Genomic DNA, 22,053 nt, shown 5'->3' with positions numbered 1-22,053 from the left:
TCAGATTTAAAGCGAGCAAATTTTTTGATGTTGTTTATATCGTTGGCGTTATAAACATGAACGCCCAAATCGGGCTAGTTTCAATAGTTGACAACTATTCACTATCCAAATGTCAATTTGATTGAATCACCGTATAGGGAACCTATGTAATGGTGGTAAGAAAGGCCAAGTGTTCATTGGCCTTGCTCTCTCGCTTTAGCCTGTTTTAGTTCATTTCTTCAATAGCCGTTTTTCCTGCAATTCGACCAAAAGTAAAGATATCTGCTAGTGCATTACCGCCGAGTCGGTTGCCTGCATGGATACCACCGGCCACTTCACCAGCAGCATATAGGTTCTTGATAGGTTGGTTATTTTCATCTAGAACTCGAGTGGCTGTATCAATCTTAAGTCCACCCATTGTATGGTGAACAGCTGGTTGTCTAGGGGTTGCATAGAAAGGCGCTTTTTCCACTTTCAAGCTAAAGGTATCCTTGTGGAATTCAGGATCCTCTCCCGCCTCTACATAGCTATTGTATTTGTTGATTGTATCCACTAGCACTTCTGGATCCATTCCCACTTTAACGGCTAACTGTTCAAGCGTATCAGCTCTAAAGAGGGTACCTTCTTCAACTTGACGGTCAATTTTCTCCTGACTGGTATTGGCCGCGGTTTTTTTGATCTCATCATCAGCAATTAGATAGAAAAGACCACCTTCTGCAAGTACTGCTTTGGTCAATACATCTCGTCCGGCGAATTCATTGATGAAACGTTTACCCTGTTTGTTCACAATGACGAAGTTTTCCGGTGGTACTTGAAGGCCACTGAAGAGTTCACCAGTATTAGGGTCTGCTACTGGCATCATCTGAGTGAAGCCCATACCTGTTAAGCCTGCACCCACTGATTGACCAAGAAGGATGCCGTCACCGGTCATTGCGTAGGAGTTGGTTGTCTTGACATCGTCGGCGATGTTGCTCCAGTAGGTATTGTACTGTTTTAGCATCTTGGTATTAGCGCCAAAGCCACCGCTGGCCAGAACAACCGCTTTGGCATGAATGGTAATGGTCTGTCCGTTCACACCTGTGGCAATAACCCCTTTGATTTCACCATCTTCGATTAGAAATTCTTTTGCTGGGCTATCGGTGATAATGGTTCCAGACATGTCTGCAATATATTTGCTTAACGCAAGAATAAAGGCTGTACCATACTTTTTGACTGGCTTATGACCACGACGCCATAGGGCACCAACAGGAGCAAAAACGATGTCTTTGTTATACTCAACACCGATTTCCTCGAGCCATTTAACACTCTCCAAGGCTCTGTCTGTTAAGATCTTAACCAGGTCGTATTGGCCATAAATGTTGTTTCCTTTGAGGTCAGTACGCTTGCCACCGAAATAGGTCTGCATTCTGTGAAGCAGTGGAGAATCAAATAGATAGCCTTTGTCATTACCAAAATGTTTTTGGTAGGTAGCAAATTCGTTTTTCAGCGCTTTGAAGTCAGCTAAATACTCTTGGTGAATATCATTTTCATCCGTGTTTAATAGGGCTTCGATGGTATGTCTTTCGCCTGGGTTTTCTTGGAAAGATCTCTGCCACTCAGGGTCAGCGGCATTAATAGGACCACCGGTACGGATAGTGTTGCCACCAACGGCTGGGTATTTTTCTAGTATGATGGCACTCTTGCCTTCTTGTAAGACGGTTGCTGCCGCACTTAACCCAGCGCCACCCCCACCAATGACAACGACATCACAGGTATACTCTTCATCTCCACGATTCAAACTGCTGGCAGGTTTCGGGCGTCTTTTTAAAATGTCAGGATTAACACCGGCAAGTTTAACCGCCTTAGCAACGCCATCAATAACCGCATTACTCGTCTCTGATGCGCCAGACAGGACATCCACGTTAAGGGTTTGACCCTCGATGATCTTGTCGGGGATTCTAACAAATACAACGTCAGCCAAACCTTCTGTCTCACCGCTGGTGTCAATATTAATGCTTTCGATTTTCTTTTTGCTGAAGGATACCTTCAGTGGGAGGGCTCCACCATGACCTAAGGAACTGACTTCATAGGTGCCGGGTTTGAAAGAAAAATCCTCTTCTTCATTTAATTGGTTCGAGATCTTGGCAAAACGCATGAATCTTAAAAAGCATATTTCCAAAAAGTCTATGGTACCTTCGCTGTTCAGTTGATCTTTGTCATCAAAGGCCTTGTGGGCATTGCCAAGTAAGAATTCGTATCCAGGCATAACATGTGCGTTGACCCCAGGGGCATCCAATATCTGACGAAGGTGTAACTGAGCACGGGAGGAGCCCTGAGCATCAATGGACGCGCCTAGGATCATAACAGGCTTGCCATCTAGGGGATGGCGCTCGAAGCTTAGCCATTCAAGCAGGCTCTTCAGGCTAGAGGGAATGGAGTGGTTATATTCCGGCGTTGCAATAATGACTCCATCACTTGCTATGATTTTATCATTAATTTCCAAGAGCTGTGGACTGTTAGACGGGGTGTCCTGATTAAACATGGGTACTTCGTTGATTTCCAACAGTTCAATTTGTGCCTTGTCGCTAAAATGCGCTTGCATAAACTGAAGCAGTGTCCGGTTATAGGACTTTGGAGAAGTGGTTCCGATGATTGCTGTAAATTTCATTTCTCTTATGCCTTCTGAGTTTGCCAAGCGAATTTTTTATCTTTTTTGATCACAGCTTTTTCTGATAATAGTTTTGTTATGATCTCTGTAAATAGAACAAATTCTCTAAAAATCTCATCGAGTTCAGCCAGCTTATCTTCATAGATTAAAGTGCCACTAGCGTTAAAGGCGGCTTGTGATTTTCCAAGTAGGAATTCGCTGCTGGGCATAATTCGTGCGGCTAATTCTGGGGAGTCGAGAATCTGACGAAGGTGGGCTTGAGCTCGGGAAGAACCTAAGGCGCCATGGGAAGCCCCCACAATCAAGACAGGCTTATCAGTAAGAGCCTGACTGGTATAACTGATCCATTCCAATGCACTCTTTAACACAGCGGGAATTGCGTGGTCGTACTCCGGTGTCGCAATGATAACGCCATCTGCCTGAAGAATTTTTGCAGACAGGGCTTCAACTTCCTGAGGCACTTGGTCATCTTCAGCTTCGTAAAAAGCAGGCAAGTCTTTTATCTCATAGAGTTCCAATTGGGCTGCTGCTTTAAAGTGCTCTTGCATGAATTGCAGTAGCATACGGTTTGTTGACACTTCAGAATTGGTGCCAACAATAGCTAAGTAGTTCATATTAGGTGGACTCCTATACTGTAAAAACCATATTTAGTTTCTGGGTATTGTTTTAACACAGTATGCAAAAGCTATCTAATAGCTATATATTCATACTTAATAAGTGATTTGTTATAGTAGCTGGGCTATGGAGCAGACATGGGAGATAAGATGTCAAAATATCACAATCAACACATCTTATATTTTATTGATGCCTTGCTTAAGTTTAGCAATTACAGCAAAGCGGCTGATTCACTCTACATTTCTCAACCCTATTTAACTCAGGTGATTAAACGGATTGAAAATGAGCTGAATTGTCAGATCATTAACCGCAGAGAGCTGCCTTACCGTTTAACCGAGCAGGGCAAAATTTATTATGATTATCTTGGCTTGCTCGAGACCGCTCACTCCAATATGCGCAGTCAAATCGCGGCAATCACCGACATGGATAAGAAGATGATAAAAATCGGTATATTAGCCAGTATCGGTACCTATCTTATCCCGCTATTTTTGCCCAAGTTTTTGGACCTCTACCCCGATTGTCAAATAGAGTTGGTGGAAGATATACCGGAAAACAATGAAAAGCGGCTTTTAAAAGGGGAGGTGGACTTTTGGATAGGGCAGAACTCGAGTAATATCGCCCCAAATCTTCTTACTGTTTCTTGGGGAAGGCACGGGTATTTTGCAGTTATACCCAAATCTTGTGAGCTTTATCAAGAAGATACCGCCACAATTACACAAGGCAGTATTGCCATGGAAGACTTATTGCGGCAGAAGCTTGTTTTAACCTCTAAAGGATCAGCCATTAGAGCGCAGGTGGATCATTTATTGAGTATTTATAAAATAAAGCCCAATATCGTTCTAGAAAGCAGCGAAATAGCCACAGTAAAACATCTTGCTATGGCCGATTCCGGTGTTACTTTTGTCCCTGAAAGTCTGGTCATTGAGCCATGTCCCTTAAAGTATAATATTTATCCGCTGCCAATTGACCAATTGAACTTAGATTATTTCATCGCCCATCACAGTAGCAGAGCACTTTCCGTTATGGAGCAAGGCCTACTTGATTCATTCCTACATTATAAGGATACAGCCCACAACTGATGCCATGAAAAGGGGTATGCATGACCGAAGGGAATAAAGTGATAGACCTTATGGGAACCAAAATTCGACTTTATTTTAAGGGCGAGCGGGCAGAGAAGTGGCTAACAGAAGCTGGTTTAATGTTAAAGCGTTACGAGCAAGTCTTTAGCGCCAACAGTAATCTGTCTCAATTGTATGTTTTGAAAACAACGGCAGCCAATAGACCCGTAGTCGTCGATCAGGATTTGTATGAATTAATCAAGATAGGAAGAGAGCACAGCCTTGAACCCAATAGTTTTTTAAACATTGCCATTGGCCCTTTGATCAAGCTTTGGCGTATTGGATTTGAAGAAGCAAGGGTTCCAAGCCAAGAAGAGATCCGACAGGTATTGGGTCGCTTAGACCCTGCCAATATTGTCCTGGACGATGACCAAAGATCGGTGTTTTTTGACAAGGAAGGTCTTGAAATAGATCTGGGTGCCATTGCTAAGGGATATTTCAGCGATAAAATCATGGATTTCTTCAAGGAAAAACAGCCTGTTTCTGCCATGATTGATATTGGCGGCAACTTGCTTGTTTATGGAGAATCACCTAAAAAAAACCGCGATTGGGATGTTGGTATACAGAACCCTTTTCTGCCAAGAGGCCACAGCGTTGCAAAGGTCAAGATAAGAAATCAGTCAGTAGTGACCTCAGGTATCTATGAAAGGACCTTTGAGCACAATGGAAATAAGTACCACCACATTTTTGATAGTCACAATGGCTACCCTGTTGACAACAATGTGGCCTCCGTAAGCATTATCTCGGATAAATCATTAGATTGTGACATCTACACCACTAAACTCTTTGGATTGGACCCCAGAAGTATTTTAGAAACAGTCAATCATATAGAGGGTATGGAAGCCATTGTTATTACAATTGATGGGCAATTAGCCACCACTGCCAATATTAGGGACAAGATAATGATGGCTTAGTCCGTTTCTGCTCCAAAGCGTGTCAGGAGAGCTTGGTCATAAGAAACTCAGCAAGATCAGTTGACCCAATTTTAGTAATGCGACAGACCCACTATTAAATCGATATTGATGGTGGACAAAGCCTAAAGTTAATAGCAAAACCTTGGAGAAAATCCTCCGGCCAATTCCTGACGGGGTAGTACAGTGGCTACTGGAATTGAAAGTAGAAACTGAGCATACTAGCTTTGTGCTTGGCGGTGAAAAATCGGCCGAGTCGGTCAGCCAGTACTGCCGCCTGATATGGCAAAAGCTTGGCCACAAAGAGCCGTGGTCGATAACCCTGTAAATAATTCTGTGTAACTGCCCTGGGTTACAAGTAGTTAGTAAGTCTATCTTCGAATATAATCATAAAGCGATTCAAGACTTGTCGTCAGTTCCTTATGGGCATCGTCCACTTTAAATTCCTTATTACTGCCTGCAATCCATTAACTTGCTTTCGTGATCACAAATGTTCCGATTTGTGAGCCAGTCGAGATCTTCCCAGAAAAATCCAAAAATGAAAAATCTAAGAAAATGAAGAGGGAGCGGATTTACCGTGTGTAACAAATACAACAAAGGCTTATGATTTTGGTCATAAGCCTTTGTTTTGGTAGAACTAAATTTTTAAGATTAGTTCATGCCGTATTTTTTCAGTTTTTTACGCAGTGTGCCGCGGTTGATCCCTAATAGGATTGAAGCACGGGTTTGGTTACCACGAGTATATTGCATCACGACGTCCAGCATCGGTGCTTCAACTTCAGATAAAACCAGTTCATACAACTCAGTGACATCTTCACCTTCTAATTGAGCGAAGTAGTTGCGCAGAGCTTGTTCTACGGAATCGCGCAATGGGCGCTGTTTTGGTTCGGAACTGCCAGCAGTGGTGGTCACTGTTGAAAGAGTATTTGTGGTTAAATTAGTCTCAAACATACTCGTCGCTCTTTTTATGTTATACGTTTAATGATTAAAAATGGTTAATAGCAGCGGTTTGTGCCGAGGCCGACTCTAGTCGGTTAAATTCGCGGCGAAACGACGCTGCATCCGCGTGGTTGTTGACATACCAACCCACATGCTTGCGGGCAATACGTACACCTAAATGCTCACCGTAAAATCGGTAAAGATTTTCTAAGTGCTCTAACATCACCTGAACAACATCCTGTTTTTTGGGTGGTGCTAATTGCTCACCGGTTTTCAGATAGTGATTGATCTGCCCGAACAACCAAGGATTCCCTTGTGCTCCGCGACCGACCATGATGGCATCTGCACCTGTTAGTGTGAGTACCTGCTGTGCCTTTTCAGGTGTTGTGATATCGCCATTGGCGATCACAGGGATAGACACCGCCTGTTTAACTTGGGCGATAGTCTGGTACTCTGCATTCCCTTTATACATACAAGCACGGGTTCGTCCATGGACGGCTAGTGCTTGAATTCCTGCTTGCTCTGCCAGTTTCGCAAGCTCAATGGCGTTACGATGTTCGGGCGCCCAGCCAGTGCGCATTTTTAATGTCACTGGTACATCGACAGCATTGACGACAGCTTCAAGAATACGTGCCACTAAGGGTGGATCTTGCATTAGAGCTGAGCCTGCCAGTTTTTTATTCACTTTTTTTGCTGGACATCCCATGTTGATATCGATGATTTGAGCCCCGTTATCAACATTGATTTGAGCAGCTCGAGCCATTAACTCAGGATCAGAGCCCGCAATTTGAACGCTACGTAGCCCTGGTTCACCAAGATGATCCATTCGTTGGCGTGACTTCCGACTGTGCCAGACTCGGGGATTACTCGAAAGCATCTCAGAGACGGCCAATCCAGCACCTAACCGTTTACATAGAATCCGAAAAGGCCGATCAGTTACCCCTGCCATTGGCGCGAGAATAACGGGGCTGTCGAGCCGATAAGGACCTATCTGCATTGCGGTAGTTGCCTTTTCTTATCATGTCCAAAGGCGGCGTATGTTACGCCTTTTTAGTGCAGGTGAAAAGGTCATTATTTGAACATTTTTTATAAAAATGACTAGATTTTCTGCTCACTTTTTGGCATGGAATTTCTCCCTAAGCCCGTTTCCCGCTGATTCGACACCAGTCTTCCCGAGAAGTGACTGGGTCAAGGTCGATTTTTGTACGGTATACATCGCTGACCGCTTCGCTCTGTTCATTGAGTATCCCAGAGAGTGCCAAACTACCATTGTCATCAACATAGCCGCAGATCACGTCACAGAGCTCTTTAAGTGGGCCCGCTAAAATATTGGCGACCACTACATCGGCTTTAAAGTCACTTGGCTGGTTCTGTGGCAGGTAAAGTTCGAGCTTATCGTCAACGTGGTTGCGCTGGGCATTATCATGACTAGCTTGCAGTGCTTGTGGATCAATATCGATCCCCACAACCCGTTTTGCCCCTAATTTTAATGCGGCAATGGCTAAGATGCCGCTACCGCAGCCGAAGTCGACGACAGTTTTATTGCGCAGATCAAGCCCTTCTAGCCATTCCAAGCATAGCGCTGTAGTTGGATGAGTCCCTGTGCCAAAGGCAAGACCAGGATCGAGCATCACATTCACCGCATCTGGCTCTGGGATGGGCAACCAGCTTGGGCAGATCCATAACCGCTCGCCAAAGCGCATCGGTTTGAAATTTTTCATCCACTCGCGCTCCCAGTCTTTATCTTCAAGCGGGTCGAAGCGATAGTTATGCGCGTTGATAAGCTGTGCATCTTTTAGAATAGTTAAGACGGGCTGCATGTCGGTATCGGCAGGGAAGAGGCCTTGTACATCGGTATCACCCCATAATAGTGTTTCACCAGGTTTAGGTTCAAACACGGGGATATCGTGACGGTCTAAAAAGGTAACAGCTTGAGCCCCTAAGTCCATTAATAGGTCACCGATGGGTTCGGCGGTACTCTGGGTTGCATTAATTTTAAGTTGGATCCAAGGCATGCTCACTCCTGCATAACGAAAATAAATCGGCTCTGCCTGATTGCTCAGGCAGAGCCGATTTTAACATGATTGAATACTCAGCGCTTATAAACCGAGTTTCTTCTCAAGGTAATGAATGTTGGTGCCACCATTGTGGAAATTTTCATCTTCCATGATCAGCAGTTGTAACGGAATGTTGGTTTTAATTCCAGTAATAACCAGCTCGGAGAGCGCATTTTTCATCCGTGCAATCGCAATATCACGGTTTTCACCATAGGTGATGAGTTTACCGATCATGGAGTCATAGTATGGTGGTACGGTATAACCCGCATAGATATGTGAATCCCAACGCACACCTAAGCCGCCTGGTGAATGGAACATATCAATGGTGCCCGGTGACGGAATGAATGTCTCAGGGTCTTCGGCGTTAATCCGACACTCAATAGAATGCCCCGTGATTTTGACTTCGTCTTGGCTAATCGCCAGTGGCTGGCCAGCGGCAATTCGCAGTTGCTCTTTGACCAAGTCGACGCCAGTAACCATTTCAGTGACAGGATGCTCAACCTGAATACGAGTATTCATTTCAATGAAATAGAAGTTACCATTCTCATACAAGAATTCAAATGTGCCAGCGCCGCGGTAGTTGATTTCAACGCAGGCTCGGGTACAACGCTCACCAATATAGCGACGCATATCCGCTGTGATACCTGGTGCCGGTGCTTCTTCAACCACTTTTTGGTGACGACGTTGCATTGAGCAGTCACGTTCGCCCAGATAGATAGCATTGCCTTGACCGTCGGAAAGCACTTGAATTTCCACGTGGCGTGGATTTTCCAGATACTTTTCCATATAAACGACACTATTACCAAATGCGGCACCCGCTTCGGCTTGAGTGAGCTCAATAGCTTTGGCCAGCTCTTTCTCTTCGCGTACCACGCGCATCCCACGGCCACCACCACCACCGGCAGCTTTGATAATCACTGGATAGCCAATGCGTTTGGCGATGGCGATATTGCGCTGATTATCGTCGGTTAACGGGCCATCAGAGCCGGGCACACAGGGAACACCTGCTTTTTTCATCGATGCAATCGCTGATACTTTATCACCCATCAAACGAATGGTTTCAGCTTTTGGGCCGATGAAGATAAAGCCACTTTTTTCGACCATTTCGGAGAATTCAGCATTCTCTGACAAAAAACCATAACCGGGATGGATCGCGACAGCATCGGTGACTTCTGCAGCGGCAATAATGCGCGGAATATTCAGATAACTTTTAGTTGCTGCAGCCTCACCAATACAGACGGTTTCATCAGCAAGCAAAACATGTTTAAGTTCCCGGTCAGCTGTGGAATGGACCGCTACGGTTTTGATTCCCAGCTCTTTACAGGCCCTCAAGATCCGCAGCGCAATTTCGCCGCGGTTCGCGATGACAACTTTATCGAGCATAATAGCCTCTTTTATTCAATGATGAATAGCGGTTCGTCGAACTCAACTGGTTGGCCGTCGTCGACCAGAACGCGAGTGACGGTTCCGGATTTGTCAGCTTCAATTTGATTCATCATTTTCATGGCTTCGATAATGCACAGCGTATCGCCGACATTGACATGTTGACCTTCTTCAACAAACAAACTTGCTTCCGGTGATGGCGAGCGATAGAAGGTACCGACCATTGGCGAGCGAACGGTATGACCGGTTGGTTCAGTAGGCACCACAACTTCTGCTGCAGGGGCTGCGGCTGAAGTGGCAGCTGGTACCGCATAAGGTTGTTGCGGAGCAAGGTTATATACAGCCGGCTGCGCAGGGTAGCTTGAATAACGATTAATGCGAACTGACTCTTCACCTTCGGTGATTTCAAGTTCAGAAATACCGGATTCTTCAACCAGCTCGATCAATTTTTTGATTTTACGGATATCCATGTTGCTCTCTTTTAACTGTTCTTTAATACACGCAATCGATTTGCCGCTGCATCTAAGGCAAATAGGTACCCTTGGGCACCTAATCCACAGATCACCCCAACCGCCTTATCCGACAGATAGGAGTGTTGGCGAAAAGGCTCACGAGCATGAATGTTCGATAGATGGACTTCAATAAACGGAATAGCAACGCCTAACAAAGCGTCACGCAGGGCGACACTCGTATGGGTGAATGCGCCTGGATTTATAATAATAAAGTCAACCACGCCCATCGCTTGATGGATGCGGTCGACAATCGCTCCTTCATGGTTGGACTGAAAATGCTCCAGTTCCATGCCCAAGGATTGTCCTTGTTGATCTAATTGCGTTGCGATATCGGCAAGTGTTTGATGGCCGTAGATATCTGGCTCTCGTTTTCCCAACAAATTTAAATTGGGACCATTGATCGCTAATACCCGGAATTTATCAGTCATCTTCGCCGAAAACCTCATATTTGTGTCTGTGACAACGAATTTATCATTATTACGCAATTATCTCTAACTGAGATCTAATTTATATCATATTTTTCAAGATAAGCTAAATTTCTTGTAAAATAACCGCAATATTATAGTGATATTCATCAAAATTATCGAATAGCAATGATCAAGGTGAGAAGGATGGTGTCGTTATCGTTGAGATAGGAATGCGTGCATTGAATGGATGGCCCCAACAGCAAGCCGTAGCTGCTAGGGCCAATAGCATGTTAGGGTTGTACAGTATATAAGTCAGAAAACTGATAGCTTAACCATTTATAAAGGTTAAATGCAGCCATACTTTTGCCAGTTGGCAAGCCTTGTTCATCTAAAAAGTTTTCACCTTTAAACACAATACAGTCAGGAGTCTGTACAGCTTCGTGTACTTCGACGCCATGAATATAGTCGTCGTTGCTGTGCAGTGCCTCATTCGCCAATTTGACGAGCTCTTGCATGCTGATTAGCTGTTTTTCCATATCAACCCCTTTAATATATACAACAGGGCATCCTAGATGCCCTGTTGATTATTTCCAAATAAGTAATGCGAATAACTTTTTACCACGTTTGAGCAGTGTATAGCGTTGATATAGCGCATCCTTTTTGGCGACTTCGCCACTCACATCACTTTGTTTTTCACCATTAAGTGCCACTGCGCCATTACTAATAAACTCACGCGCCATTTTATTTGATTTAGCTAGCTCTGTTTGGGTGAGTAAGTCGACTAAATTTGCACTATCGCCCATGACCTGCGTTGCAGGAAGGCCATCTAGGGCGAGCTGTTCCAGATCGCTCTGACTTAAATCTGACAGATCACCGGAAAATAGTGCATCAGTAATGCGTTGTGCTGAAATTAAACCTTCTTTACCATGAACCAACTGGGTGACTTCACGGGCTAAGATCCCTTGCGCTTGAGGTTTGCCTTGCGCGCTCGCATCGTCAGCTTCGATTTGCTCGATTTGTTCAATCGACAAAAAGGTGAAATAACGCAGGAACTTATACACATCAGCATCAGCGGTGTTGATCCAGAATTGATAGAATGCGTAAGGTGATGTTTTCGCGGGATCCAGCCAAATGGTACCACTTTCAGTTTTACCAAATTTAGTGCCATCTGATTTGGTGACCAGCGGCATGGTCAAACCGAAGGTTGATTTGCGATACATCCGCCGCGCGAGATCGATCCCACCGGTGATATTGCCCCATTGATCGGAGCCGCCAATCTGCAAACTAATATCTTGGGTATTGGCAAGCTCTGCAAAATCATACGATTGCAATAAAATATAGCTAAACTCAGTGAAAGAGATCCCCGAGTCATCACGATCGATGCGCTGTTGCACCGATTCCTTTTTGATCATTGCATTGATGCTGAAATGTTTACCCACATCACGCAGAAAATCGATAATGTTGACGTTGCCAGTCCAATCATAGTTATTAACTACTTCAGCAGAGCTGTCTGACTCATCAAAATCAATAAAACGACTGACCTGTGCTTTAAGCTTTCTGACCCAGTTGTCGACAACATCTTTGGTATTGAGTTGGCGTTCGGTGGCTTTAAAACTTGGGTCGCCAATTAAACCGGTCGCGCCGCCGACCAATGCATAGGGTTTGTGGCCAGCTAGCTGGAAACGGCGCAGCGTTAGCAACGGAACCAATGAGCCGATATGTAAGCTATCAGCGGTTGGATCGAAGCCACAATACAAACGGCGGGAGCCTGTGTTAAGGTGTTCTGCTAACGCCTCATCGGCAGTGCATTGATTAATTAACCCGCGGGCCGCAAGATCGGCCAATAATTCGTTTGTTGTCGTCATGATTCAACCTGTTCTATTTATGTCACTAACAATCAAAGATGACTGCCGATTTTACACACTGTTTTGTGGTAAATACATCACTTCGTCGATTCTATATAACGAATTACCCCTATAACGCTTTAAAAGGTAACCATTCGCCTCCATAGTGATAAGAGCGCGAAACAAAAGGAGGAGCGCATGTTCTTATACTTATTTATCTTGATTGCGGGCTTATCAACGGCAGAGTTATATGTGTTGATCAACGTTGGTGCCGTGATCGGGGCTATCCCGACGATTGGGTTAACCATCCTAAGTGCGCTGATTGGCGCTTCATTAGTGCGTAGCCAAGGGATACAAACGGCCTTTAAGGCTCAACAAAAAATTAATGAAGGTAAAGTACCTGCGCAGCAAGTGGTTGAAGGCATCATGTTAATTATCGCTGGGGCATGTTTGATTATGCCTGGGTTCATCACTGATCTGTGCGGGATGATTATATTAATTCCACCCGTGCGCCGCTACTTTGCCAAACGCCTTTTGAATTCGAGCCTCATTAAATTTCAAACCCCGCCTAATGGCCCTGGGAATGGTGCGGGTGGTGGTCACACCTTTGATGGTGAGTATCAACGCCGCGACAGTGATGATCATGATCGCTTGAATTAATGGCTCGCGCTTTCGTTCGTTTTTAAAAAAAGATCGAAAAAAGTTGTTCTCGCCCCTTGGAACTGGAAAATGCGGCCCCATTTAAATTGACACATAAGAGTTTTTACTTTGGATAGACTCTTGGCCACTATGGTTTGGCGTTTATCCTTAAATAAACATAAACAACACGTAACACGCTGTGTTTTTAAAGGAGACTAAGCAATGAGCATTCGTCCGTTGCATGATCGCGTCATCGTTAAGCGCAAAGAACAAGAAAGTAAATCTGCTGGCGGTATCGTTCTTACAGGTTCTGCAGCCGAAAAATCCACTCGTGGTGAAGTGATTGCTGTCGGTACCGGCCGCATCATGGACAATGGTGATGTGAAACCACTGGCTGTTAAAATCGGTGACCTGGTGATTTTTAACGATGGCTACGGTATTAAAACCGAGAAATTGGACGGTGAAGAAGTCCTGATCATGAGCGAGTCAGATATTCTGGCAATCGTAGAAGCTTAAATTTAAGTCGATTTTAATTTTAACTAGCGAAGGATTTTGAACAATGGCAGCTAAAGACGTCAAATTCGGAAACGATTCTCGCACCAAAATGCTCAATGGTGTGAACATTCTGGCAGATGCCGTAAAAGTAACTTTAGGCCCTAAAGGTCGTAATGTCGTATTGGATAAATCATTCGGTGCGCCAACCATCACTAAAGATGGTGTAACTGTTGCGAAAGAGATCGAACTAGAAGACAAGTTCGAAAACATGGGCGCACAAATGGTGAAAGAAGTTGCATCACAAGCAAACGATGCAGCGGGCGACGGTACCACAACCGCAACCGTTTTAGCTCAATCTATTGTTAATGAAGGCCTAAAAGCAGTGGCTGCAGGCATGAATCCAATGGATCTTAAACGTGGTATCGACAAAGCCGTTATCGCAGCGGTTGCTGAACTTAAAAAATTATCTCAACCATGTGCTGACAGTAAAGCGATTGCTCAAGTTGGGACTATCTCTGCTAACTCTGACTCTACTGTTGGTAACTTGATCGCTGAAGCGATGGATAAAGTTGGTAAAGAAGGCGTTATCACTGTTGAAGAAGGCCAAGGCCTTGAAGATGAACTTGATGTTGTTGAAGGGATGCAGTTTGACCGTGGTTACCTATCCCCTTATTTTATCAACAACCAAGAAAGCGGTAGTGTTGAATTAGAAAGCCCATTCATTCTGTTAGTTGATAAAAAAATCTCTAACATCCGTGAACTGTTACCACTGCTTGAAAGTTTGACTAAATCAGGTAAACCACTTCTGATTGTCGCTGAAGATGTTGAAGGCGAAGCCTTAGCAACGCTAGTTGTAAACAACATGCGTGGTATTGTTAAAGTTGCTGCTGTTAAAGCGCCAGGCTTTGGTGATCGTCGTAAAGCAATGCTGCAAGATATCGCTATCTTGTCTAACGGTACGGTGATCAGCGAAGAAGTTGGTTTGGATCTTGAAAAAGCAACTCTTGAAGATTTAGGTAGTGCGAAACGTGTTGTGATCAACAAAGACAGCACAACCATCATCGACGGTGTGGGTGATCAAGCTGCGATTGAAGCGCGTGTTGGTCAAATCCGTGCACAAATCGAAGAAACTTCTTCAGATTACGACAAAGAGAAACTGCAAGAACGTGTCGCTAAATTAGCTGGCGGTGTTGCGGTTATCAAAGTTGGTGCAACGACTGAAGTTGAAATGAAAGAGAAAAAAGCACGCGTAGAAGATGCGTTACATGCAACTCGCGCAGCTGTTGAAGAAGGGGTGGTCCCTGGTGGTGGTGTGGCACTGATTCGTGTTGCAGCTAAACTCAGCGAACTTGTTGGTGACAACGAAGACCAAACTGTTGGTATCCGTCTAGCACTGCGTGCAATGGAATCTCCACTGCGTCAAATCGTTCGCAACGCGGGCGAAGAAGATTCAGTCATTGCTAATAAAGTGAAAGAAGGTAATGGTAACTTTGGTTACAACGCGGGCACTGAAGAGTTCGGTGACATGTTGGAAATGGGTATTCTTGACCCAACTAAAGTGACTCGTAGCGCACTGCAATTTGCTGGTTCTGTGGCCGGTCTGATGATCACTACCGAGTGTATGATCACTGACAAACCACAAAAAGATGGATCATCTGCACCTGATATGGGTGGTATGGGTGGAATGGGCGGTATGGGCGGCATGATGTAAGTCACGCCTTACGCCTGAAACCTTCTCTTTTAGGTTTCATCCAATTTAAAACCCCGCAAGCGCAAGCTGCGGGGTTTTTTAATGGTTTTTGTTTATGCAGTATTCAATATCAATCATGTGCTAAGGATAGATGCCCAATTACCAAGACCTTCAACAATCAGACGTCACTCAACTAATTGAAGTCTCGATGGATATCGTAACATTGACGGCTCCCATGACATCGCGGGTATAGCTTGGATGGGACTGGTGAGGTGCTTGCAGCGTAAGTTTGTGTATCAATGTCGTTGGTCTTAAATGAGTTTAAGCGATATCTTCCATGCTTTTAATGATAATCTTGTTATTATAACTGACTGTTATTATATGTATATGGTTTCAAGTTAAAGAGCGTACGGATGGCTGCAATTGGTCGCCTTAATTTCTCGATTAACTTGGCAGAAATGAGTGATGATTGTTTTCTGGTGATTGAATTCACGGGTCGCGAAGGGGTGCCAACTGTCTATCAATACGATATTCAGTTAGTGAGCCGATTTGACAATATGAAAAAACCGCACTGAGCTCATTTAGTGCTGAAGTTCAGCGATCAACGGTTAATATTCCCACTCCACAACATCAACCCCAGTTCCTTTATTTGGTGAATATGAACTCCCACCATATGGTGTGTGGCAATCTGATCAATCATATGTTGCAACTAGATAATACCTCTTCACTTAGTGGCGATATCATGGTCGTCGCACGTTAACCGAAAATCTCTCTTAATAGCCCGCGGGGTCGATCTACGACTAGTTTTATATACGACTTGGGGTTCTGTATGATTTTTCTTTTTCTAATATCTTAAATGTGAGAGTTTATTAATTAGATATCGGATCTTATATGTGGAATTCACCAAGCAGAGTGATTCTGCTTGGTGATTAAGTATCTACTCAGATGTGTTCGATGGTGTTGAGTTATTGCTCGGTATTGGGAGTACCTGTTGGCCCATACCCATATTGTTTGGCATTTTATTGCCCTGTCGGTATTGCCCCATGTTCTGCTGACCTTGACTATTGGGGCCCATGCCTTGAGTGTTGCCCTGTCGGTATTGCCCCATGTTCTGCTGACCTTGGCTATTGGGGCCCATGCCTTGAGTGTTGCCCTGTCGGTATTGCCCCATGTTCTGCTGACCTTGGCTATTGAGGCCCATGCCTTGAGTGTTGCCCTGTCGGTATTGCCCCATGTTCTGCTGACCTTGGCTATTGGGGCCCATGCCTTGAGTGTTGCCCTGTCGGTATTGCCCCATGTTCTGCTGACCTTGGCTATTGGGGCCCATGCCTTGAGTGTTGCCCTGTCGGTATTGCCCCATGTTCTGCTGACCTTGGCTATTGGGGCCCATGCCTTGAGCGTTGCCCTGTCGGTATTGCCCCATGTTCTGCTGACCTTGGTTATTGGGGCCCATGCCTTGAGCGTTGCCCTGTCGGTATTGCCCCATGTTTTGGGAATAGCGGTACATGTGCTGACCCATACCCTGAGCATTGTGTCGGTATTGCCCCATGCCCGCGCCTTGTCCACATGGCCATGTTGATTGGTTTTGCTCGCCATTTCGAGGGCTAGTTATCGGCTGCGTATTACCGTTGGCTGGCTGCTGGCTGCCCCATTGTGCATAGGCGCTGGCAGATGCAATTACTGCGGCAATGACGATGGCGACTTTGGTTAAATGTTTCATAAGGTATATCCTTTTGCTGTGTCTGAGGCTATTACAGCAAGAATTACTTGATGATGTGTGTCGCAATTGAATTCTTTTCTGACAAAACGTGACAATACTATCTACTGACAAACTTTGTCACACTTTTTAAAGCTTGACGGATATAGTTAACCCAGAGAATCGTGCTGAAGAGGTTGAAATGGAAAAGACTTACCATATTTTGGTGGTTGATGATCACAAAGATATTCGTGACTTACTGCAACGATTTTTGTGTCAGCATGGGCTGCGCGTGTCAACCGCGGCTGATGGTGAGCAGTTGTACCAACGGATGGAAAAAGAACATTTTGACTTGCTGATTTTAGATCTGATGTTGCCGGGCAAGGATGGAATCACCTTATGCCGGGAGATCCGCAGCCAAAGTCACATTCCGATTATTATGCTCACTGCGCTAGGTGAAGATATTGATCGAATCATCGGGTTAGAAGTAGGCGCTGATGATTATGTACCTAAGCCTTTTAATCCGCGAGAACTGCTGGCTCGGATCAAATCGGTTCTGCGGCGCTATTTTGCAATCCCTAATGTTGATGAGCAACTATCCACAAGCCCAATCCATTATGAATTTGCGCATTGGCATCTTAATGCAACCACCCGCGAGCTCAAAGACCCGAGTGATACTTTAGTGACGTTAACGTCCACTGAATTTACCCTTTTGGTCGCTTTTTTATCGCATCCGCATGTTGTCTTAAGCCGGGATGATCTACTGCGCTTAGTGCAAGGGCGTGGTGCCGATGTCTATGATCGTGCTATTGACACGCTGATTAGCCGCTTGAGAAAAAAGATCGAGCAAGATCCCAAACAGCCCAAATTGATTAAAACGATTTGGGGTGGGGGGTATCAATTTAGCTGTGAGGTGTCGCATGGTTAATTGGTATCAGCGTCAAAAGTTGATTCACCAGATTGCTTGGATCTTATTGGTGGGGTTTGCGTTAAGTTTTGTTTTGACGCTGTACTTGCTCTCATATGACAAATCCAAGCGCCTCAATGAGCTGTCGATTACCGCCGCGATGCAGCGGATTGCCTCGGTGGCTGAGACCTTGGAGCAAACACCACAGCGCTTGCATGACTCAATTATTCAAGCGAGTAGTAGCTCTGATCTGCGTCTGTCGTTAAGCGCTTCGGCGCAGGTGGATCAAACCAAGCCGCCAAGTGCGGCAGAGCAACGATTATTGCAAAGCTTTTATGCAAAGGGCATTCAAAAAGCACATTTACTGCTAGTTGCTCAATCTCAGCGCCCACTGATGGATTTGTCCGAGCACCATCGCTCGCAAAGTATGATGGGTGCAAATAATAGCTCGATGATGGACGGAATGGTACGCTCTCGCTCTCGCCCTCGCTGGGGACAACATCTACAAGCTCAGCAATATAGCGCCACGATGAATGGTTCACTCTTGTTAAGTGATGGACAATGGCTTAACTTTTCATCAGGGATTGAAAACAGCATCACGCATTGGTCACCTATCGTTCTGATTGCCTTGATTGCGATGATGAGTGCAACCGTTCTTGTGTCTTTAGTGATCATTCGCCGCGCATTACAACCGATTCGTGCATTAGGGCAGGCGGCGCTGTCATTTGCCCGCAATAAACAGGTTGATGAGGTGAGTATGAACGCGCCGCGCGATCTGGTGCCAACCATTCAGGCGTTTAATACCATGCAAGGGCAGGTGACCGATTATATTAAAGAGCGAACCCAGCTGTTAGCCGCTATTTCACATGACCTCCGCACTCCGCTAACCAGTTTACGTTTGCGTTTAGAGTTTATTGAAAATAGTGATGATAAACAGCAAATGCTGCGCACTATTCAAATCATGGATAAAATGCTGACTGAAACAATGCGGTTTGCTAAAAATGATGCGAATAAAGAAGCGCGGCAGATGACCAATGTCGACAGCTTGCTGCAAACCATTGTGGATGAGTACGATGAAAAAGGGATTGTGATCCAGTATTCAGCTGCTGCATCGCTGAGTGCGGCTATTCCACTGCTAAGTGTACGCCGCATGACTGAAAATTTGTTAAATAATGCAATCCAGTATGCCGGTGATGCAGCGATCATCTCACTGTCGTTTTGCCATGATCAACATACTTTAAGTATTCAAGTTGCCGATGATGGAGTGGGGATTGCTGCAGATAAATTAAAAGAAGTGGTCAAACCGTTTACTCGGCTCAATGCCGCCCGAGATACGCAGAGCTCCAATATTGGCCTGGGGCTTTCAATTACGCACTCCTTAGCAACAGCCTATGGCGGTGGGCTAACTCTTGAACCCAATGTGCCACAAGGCCTTAAAGCGAGTATCGTGATTGCGCTGGCTTGAGCGAGTAGCGTTTGATGCGGCCAATCGATTGATCTATCGCTATCAGGCCAGTTTAGCTCGATGTTTATCCAATGAGCCGAATTGCAGATAGTCGTGGACTGATTTTACATTGACGAAATTAAATGCACAAACGCTGATGTTCTGCGAAGATGCAACTCGTTATTTAAACGCTGCTTGCAAGATTTACTATTTCTATATGCTGACAGGTTTAAAGCTGAGTATCAGAGAGTTTGCAAACGCACAGCGCAGTTGTGATTGATTGTAACTATCAAAATAATGGGAAAAAAAAGCTATGCTAAGAAAAAATCCGACAGGTCATTACCCACAGGTCTCGCAAAGTGCTTTTATCGACCCGACCGCAATTATTTGCGGCAATGTGATTATTGAAGACAATGTGTTCGTTGGGCCATATGCAGTAATCCGCGCCGATGAAGTTGATGAAGCCGGTGAGATTGAGCCGATTGTTATCAGGCACGATTCTAACATTCAAGACGGAGTCGTGATCCATTCAAAGGCGGGTGCGGCGATTGAAATTGGGGCGCGTTCATCGATTGCGCATCGCAGCATTGTTCATGGCCCTTGTGTGGTGGGTGATGATGTGTTTGTTGGATTTAACAGTGTGGTATTTAATACGCGTATTGGCAATGGCTGTGTTATTCGCCACAACTGTGTGGTCGATAGCATTGATCTGAGTGATAACTTTCATATTCCGCCGATGACCAATGTGAGCGCTAATTTTGATCTATCCAGCATCTCTAAAGTACCACCGCAATATTCTGAGTTTTCTGAATCGGTGGTGTCGGCAAATAATGTGCTGGTTGAAGGCTATAAGAAAATTGCGAATGAACTATAAGTTATGATTCGTCGTGTTTATTCTCGGCTGGCAGACTAGCATCAGTGATGTAGGCTTGACGCCAATCGCCATCAAACCTTAAGTAAATAGTTGGATGGTGCGCGAGCGTGACTTGCTTGTCATTTTTTACTTTTTGCTAAGGCATAGGTTTTGCCAACGATTATGTTTTGAGTTGGACCTTGGCTTAGGTGGCTTGCTCATTTTCATAATCACTGCGCGGGATAGAACCGTTTGTATATTTTTACAGCGGCCCTTTTTTTGATAAACGTATGCTAGCGATAAGTTCTGTGATGATGGTCTAATCAGTGCTGAGTGCATTGTTGCACAATCTGTAATGCACTGTTGCATGATGAGCGCTCGAATCCTGAAGTATATTGCCTAATATAGAACTCCCTTTAGTTTTACTCGTTAATTGAATAATTGGAGTTTTAGATATGTATATCATCGATCTGAATTATGTATGTGATTTGAATAAAGTGAACCAATACACCGAGGCACATCGAGCGCACTTGGATCGGCAATATGCGCTGGGTGTTTTTCTGGCATCAGGGGGCAAGGTTCCTCGTACGGGTGGTGTCATTCTAGCCAAGGCGATGCCCCGAGAAACACTTGAACAAATTATCGCCAATGATCCCTATATTCAAGAAGGGGTGGCTGACTATGTGATCACCGATTTTTCACCCACCAAAACGTCCCCTGAGCTAGCTTTCTTACAGCTGAACTAGCACATTCTCCCTGTCGCTGGTGTTGATTAGCACGGCACCTGGGCGCGGGCCAGTGGCAACGATTTGATCAAATCAATAATCACTTGCTCGCGTTTGGATGGCTTGGGGTTGATATGCACTATATACATGGGTAAGGGGGGCGGCATAAAAGGTTCAAGAATGCTGACCAACTGTTGATTTGCTAGCGCGTTGTCCACGGTAAAGTCGGGGAGATAGGCAACTCCTAATCCAGAGCGTGCCATATGATATAAATCTAAGCTGTTATTGAAGCGTCCTTGACCGAAAACTGGCTCCTGCAGGCTCGTTCCATCGAGGAGGTATTCCCAAGTTCGGGTGCGATTATCAAAGTGCAACAAGCAATTGTGATCGACTAACTCGCTAGGGTGCTTAGGTGTGCCATGTGCTTGCAAATAGGCCGGCGAAGCGACGGTGTATTTGCGCCAATAGCCGATTAAACTGTAATAGATCATCGAGTCAGGAAGTGGCCCGCAGTGTATGGCCAAATCATAGCCGTGACTAAATAACTCTAAACTATGGTTGCCGGCGATAATGTCGAGAGTGAGGTTGGGGTGCTCGGCATATATTTTTTCAAGTGCAGGGATCACATGCAATTGGCTAATCGAATGCGGTATCCCGATTTTAAGATTACCGCTGACGGTTTTGCTGGCGCTAGTTACCTGATGCAGGCATTGATCGTACAAACTGAGCAGCTGTGTGCTATGCGTTAAAAATAAGCGGCCCGCATCGGTCAATGTAATAGAGCGGGTGTTACGATTGAGCAACTGCGTCTTTAGCTGAAATTCTAATTTAGCAATATGACGGCTGACCATCGCCGGCGACATGTCTAATTCACTGGCCGCAGCGCGAAAGCCGTTTTTTTCGACGACCATACAAAACGCTTTCATTGAGTCGATCATGCCACTGTTACGCTCCATTACTGCAGGTTTAGATCATGATACATTGTCTCATATCACCATGATACCTTGTTGCAGCGTGCTTCAATGCTGTTTAAAAAGAGCAAGGCATCAGCGGTTAGCCGTCATTATCCAGCTGATTGAGTAACAAAGTGAGCTTCGCTGCCATCAACGTGTTTTTAACAACGACTTTTCTCTAATGTTTTGCTTTTAAAACATATGTTTCTGACAACTGTTTTGCAGACTAATCGCTCCGA

General features: G+C 45.0%; 22 protein-coding genes. 10 read left to right on the top strand and 12 right to left on the bottom strand.

From position 1 onward, the window contains the following. Positions 1 to 205 precede the first annotated feature (205 nt). Entirely contained in the window at positions 206 to 2,626 is a 2,421-nt protein-coding gene (locus ABUE30_RS07380) for a flavocytochrome c (RefSeq protein ID WP_408623075.1), read from the bottom strand. A gap of 5 nt (positions 2,627 to 2,631) precedes the next feature. Next, complete coding sequence (locus tag ABUE30_RS07375) at positions 2,632 to 3,240, bottom strand: NADPH-dependent FMN reductase (protein WP_408623074.1); 609 nt, start codon at positions 3,238 to 3,240, stop codon at positions 2,632 to 2,634. A gap of 138 nt (positions 3,241 to 3,378) precedes the next feature. Between ABUE30_RS07375 and ABUE30_RS07370 the strand changes: the two genes are divergently transcribed. Together ABUE30_RS07370 and ABUE30_RS07365 are read left to right on the top strand one after the other, a co-directional pair. Continuing rightward, on the top strand, positions 3,379 to 4,320 hold the full coding sequence (locus tag ABUE30_RS07370; protein WP_408623073.1) for a LysR family transcriptional regulator: 942 nt from the start codon (positions 3,379 to 3,381) through the stop codon (positions 4,318 to 4,320). Positions 4,321 to 4,340: 20 nt separating this feature from the next. After that, complete coding sequence (locus ABUE30_RS07365) at positions 4,341 to 5,273, top strand: FAD:protein FMN transferase (protein WP_408623072.1); 933 nt, start codon at positions 4,341 to 4,343, stop codon at positions 5,271 to 5,273. 648 nt (positions 5,274 to 5,921) lie between these two features. Here ABUE30_RS07365 and fis read toward each other — a convergent pair. The 8 genes from fis to tyrS form a co-directional block, all read right to left on the bottom strand. Continuing rightward, on the bottom strand, positions 5,922 to 6,221 hold the full coding sequence (fis, locus tag ABUE30_RS07360) for a DNA-binding transcriptional regulator Fis (RefSeq protein WP_131912414.1): 300 nt from the start codon (positions 6,219 to 6,221) through the stop codon (positions 5,922 to 5,924). A gap of 34 nt (positions 6,222 to 6,255) precedes the next feature. Further along, positions 6,256 to 7,206, bottom strand: coding sequence for a tRNA dihydrouridine synthase DusB (dusB, locus tag ABUE30_RS07355; protein ID WP_408623071.1), 951 nt, complete (start codon positions 7,204 to 7,206; stop codon positions 6,256 to 6,258). A 139-nt stretch (positions 7,207 to 7,345) separates the two neighbouring features. Then, positions 7,346 to 8,224: a 50S ribosomal protein L11 methyltransferase gene (prmA, locus tag ABUE30_RS07350; protein ID WP_408623070.1), complete on the bottom strand. Its 879-nt coding sequence runs from the start codon at positions 8,222 to 8,224 to the stop codon at positions 7,346 to 7,348. 84 nt (positions 8,225 to 8,308) lie between these two features. Then, the gene (accC, locus tag ABUE30_RS07345) at positions 8,309 to 9,649 is read right to left on the bottom strand and encodes an acetyl-CoA carboxylase biotin carboxylase subunit (protein WP_408623069.1); all 1,341 of its coding nucleotides are present in this window, start codon (positions 9,647 to 9,649) and stop codon (positions 8,309 to 8,311) included. An 11-nt stretch (positions 9,650 to 9,660) separates the two neighbouring features. Further along, positions 9,661 to 10,119: an acetyl-CoA carboxylase biotin carboxyl carrier protein gene (gene accB / locus ABUE30_RS07340; protein WP_408623067.1), complete on the bottom strand. Its 459-nt coding sequence runs from the start codon at positions 10,117 to 10,119 to the stop codon at positions 9,661 to 9,663. 11 nt (positions 10,120 to 10,130) lie between these two features. Further along, positions 10,131 to 10,589 (bottom strand): type II 3-dehydroquinate dehydratase, encoded by a 459-nt coding sequence (aroQ, locus tag ABUE30_RS07335; protein WP_408623066.1) that lies wholly within the window; start codon positions 10,587 to 10,589, stop codon positions 10,131 to 10,133. A 269-nt stretch (positions 10,590 to 10,858) separates the two neighbouring features. After that, positions 10,859 to 11,104, bottom strand: coding sequence for a DUF2498 family protein (locus ABUE30_RS07330; protein ID WP_408623065.1), 246 nt, complete (start codon positions 11,102 to 11,104; stop codon positions 10,859 to 10,861). A 48-nt stretch (positions 11,105 to 11,152) separates the two neighbouring features. Then, positions 11,153 to 12,433, bottom strand: coding sequence for a tyrosine--tRNA ligase (tyrS, locus tag ABUE30_RS07325; RefSeq protein ID WP_408623064.1), 1,281 nt, complete (start codon positions 12,431 to 12,433; stop codon positions 11,153 to 11,155). A 177-nt stretch (positions 12,434 to 12,610) separates the two neighbouring features. On the opposite strand from tyrS, the gene ABUE30_RS07320 reads away from it, so the two are divergent. The 4 genes from ABUE30_RS07320 (at position 12,611) to ABUE30_RS07305 (ending at position 15,811) form a co-directional block, all read left to right on the top strand. Beyond that, positions 12,611 to 13,072, top strand: a complete 462-nt coding sequence (locus ABUE30_RS07320; RefSeq protein ID WP_408623063.1) for an FxsA family protein — start codon at positions 12,611 to 12,613, stop codon at positions 13,070 to 13,072. 201 nt (positions 13,073 to 13,273) lie between these two features. Next, a complete protein-coding gene (locus tag ABUE30_RS07315) occupies positions 13,274 to 13,567 on the top strand; it encodes a co-chaperone GroES (RefSeq protein WP_408623062.1) in 294 nt (97 codons plus the stop codon). 43 nt (positions 13,568 to 13,610) lie between these two features. Continuing rightward, positions 13,611 to 15,257, top strand: coding sequence for a chaperonin GroEL (gene groL / locus ABUE30_RS07310; RefSeq protein WP_408623061.1), 1,647 nt, complete (start codon positions 13,611 to 13,613; stop codon positions 15,255 to 15,257). A gap of 392 nt (positions 15,258 to 15,649) precedes the next feature. Continuing rightward, a complete protein-coding gene (locus ABUE30_RS07305; RefSeq protein ID WP_408623060.1) occupies positions 15,650 to 15,811 on the top strand; it encodes a hypothetical protein in 162 nt (53 codons plus the stop codon). Between the two features lie 362 nt (positions 15,812 to 16,173). Here ABUE30_RS07305 and ABUE30_RS07300 read toward each other — a convergent pair whose 3' ends face one another. Next, positions 16,174 to 16,956, bottom strand: coding sequence for a hypothetical protein (locus ABUE30_RS07300; protein ID WP_408623059.1), 783 nt, complete (start codon positions 16,954 to 16,956; stop codon positions 16,174 to 16,176). Positions 16,957 to 17,134: 178 nt separating this feature from the next. On the opposite strand from ABUE30_RS07300, the gene ABUE30_RS07295 reads away from it, so the two are divergent. The 4 genes from ABUE30_RS07295 to ABUE30_RS07280 all read left to right on the top strand — a co-directional run bounded on the left by ABUE30_RS07295 (position 17,135) and on the right by ABUE30_RS07280 (position 20,882). Beyond that, entirely contained in the window at positions 17,135 to 17,860 is a 726-nt protein-coding gene (locus ABUE30_RS07295; RefSeq protein WP_408623058.1) for a response regulator, read from the top strand. Then, positions 17,853 to 19,304, top strand: coding sequence for a sensor histidine kinase (locus ABUE30_RS07290; RefSeq protein WP_408623057.1), 1,452 nt, complete (start codon positions 17,853 to 17,855; stop codon positions 19,302 to 19,304). Before ABUE30_RS07295 ends, ABUE30_RS07290 begins: the two co-directional genes overlap by 8 nt. A gap of 292 nt (positions 19,305 to 19,596) precedes the next feature. Further along, entirely contained in the window at positions 19,597 to 20,157 is a 561-nt protein-coding gene (locus ABUE30_RS07285; RefSeq protein WP_408623056.1) for an LbetaH domain-containing protein, read from the top strand. Positions 20,158 to 20,591: 434 nt separating this feature from the next. Continuing rightward, the gene (locus tag ABUE30_RS07280) at positions 20,592 to 20,882 is read left to right on the top strand and encodes a YciI family protein (protein WP_408623055.1); all 291 of its coding nucleotides are present in this window, start codon (positions 20,592 to 20,594) and stop codon (positions 20,880 to 20,882) included. Positions 20,883 to 20,908: 26 nt separating this feature from the next. Here the strand turns inward: ABUE30_RS07280 and ABUE30_RS07275 are convergent, their stop codons facing one another. After that, positions 20,909 to 21,799: a LysR family transcriptional regulator gene (locus tag ABUE30_RS07275; RefSeq protein ID WP_408623054.1), complete on the bottom strand. Its 891-nt coding sequence runs from the start codon at positions 21,797 to 21,799 to the stop codon at positions 20,909 to 20,911. Positions 21,800 to 22,053: the final 254 nt, after the last annotated feature.

It is taken from the genome of Celerinatantimonas yamalensis (assembly GCF_046054155.1).
In the GTDB taxonomy this organism is placed as follows: Bacteria; Pseudomonadota; Gammaproteobacteria; order Enterobacterales; family Celerinatantimonadaceae; genus Celerinatantimonas; species Celerinatantimonas yamalensis.
This window is presented reverse-complemented; position numbering and strand designations above follow the sequence as displayed.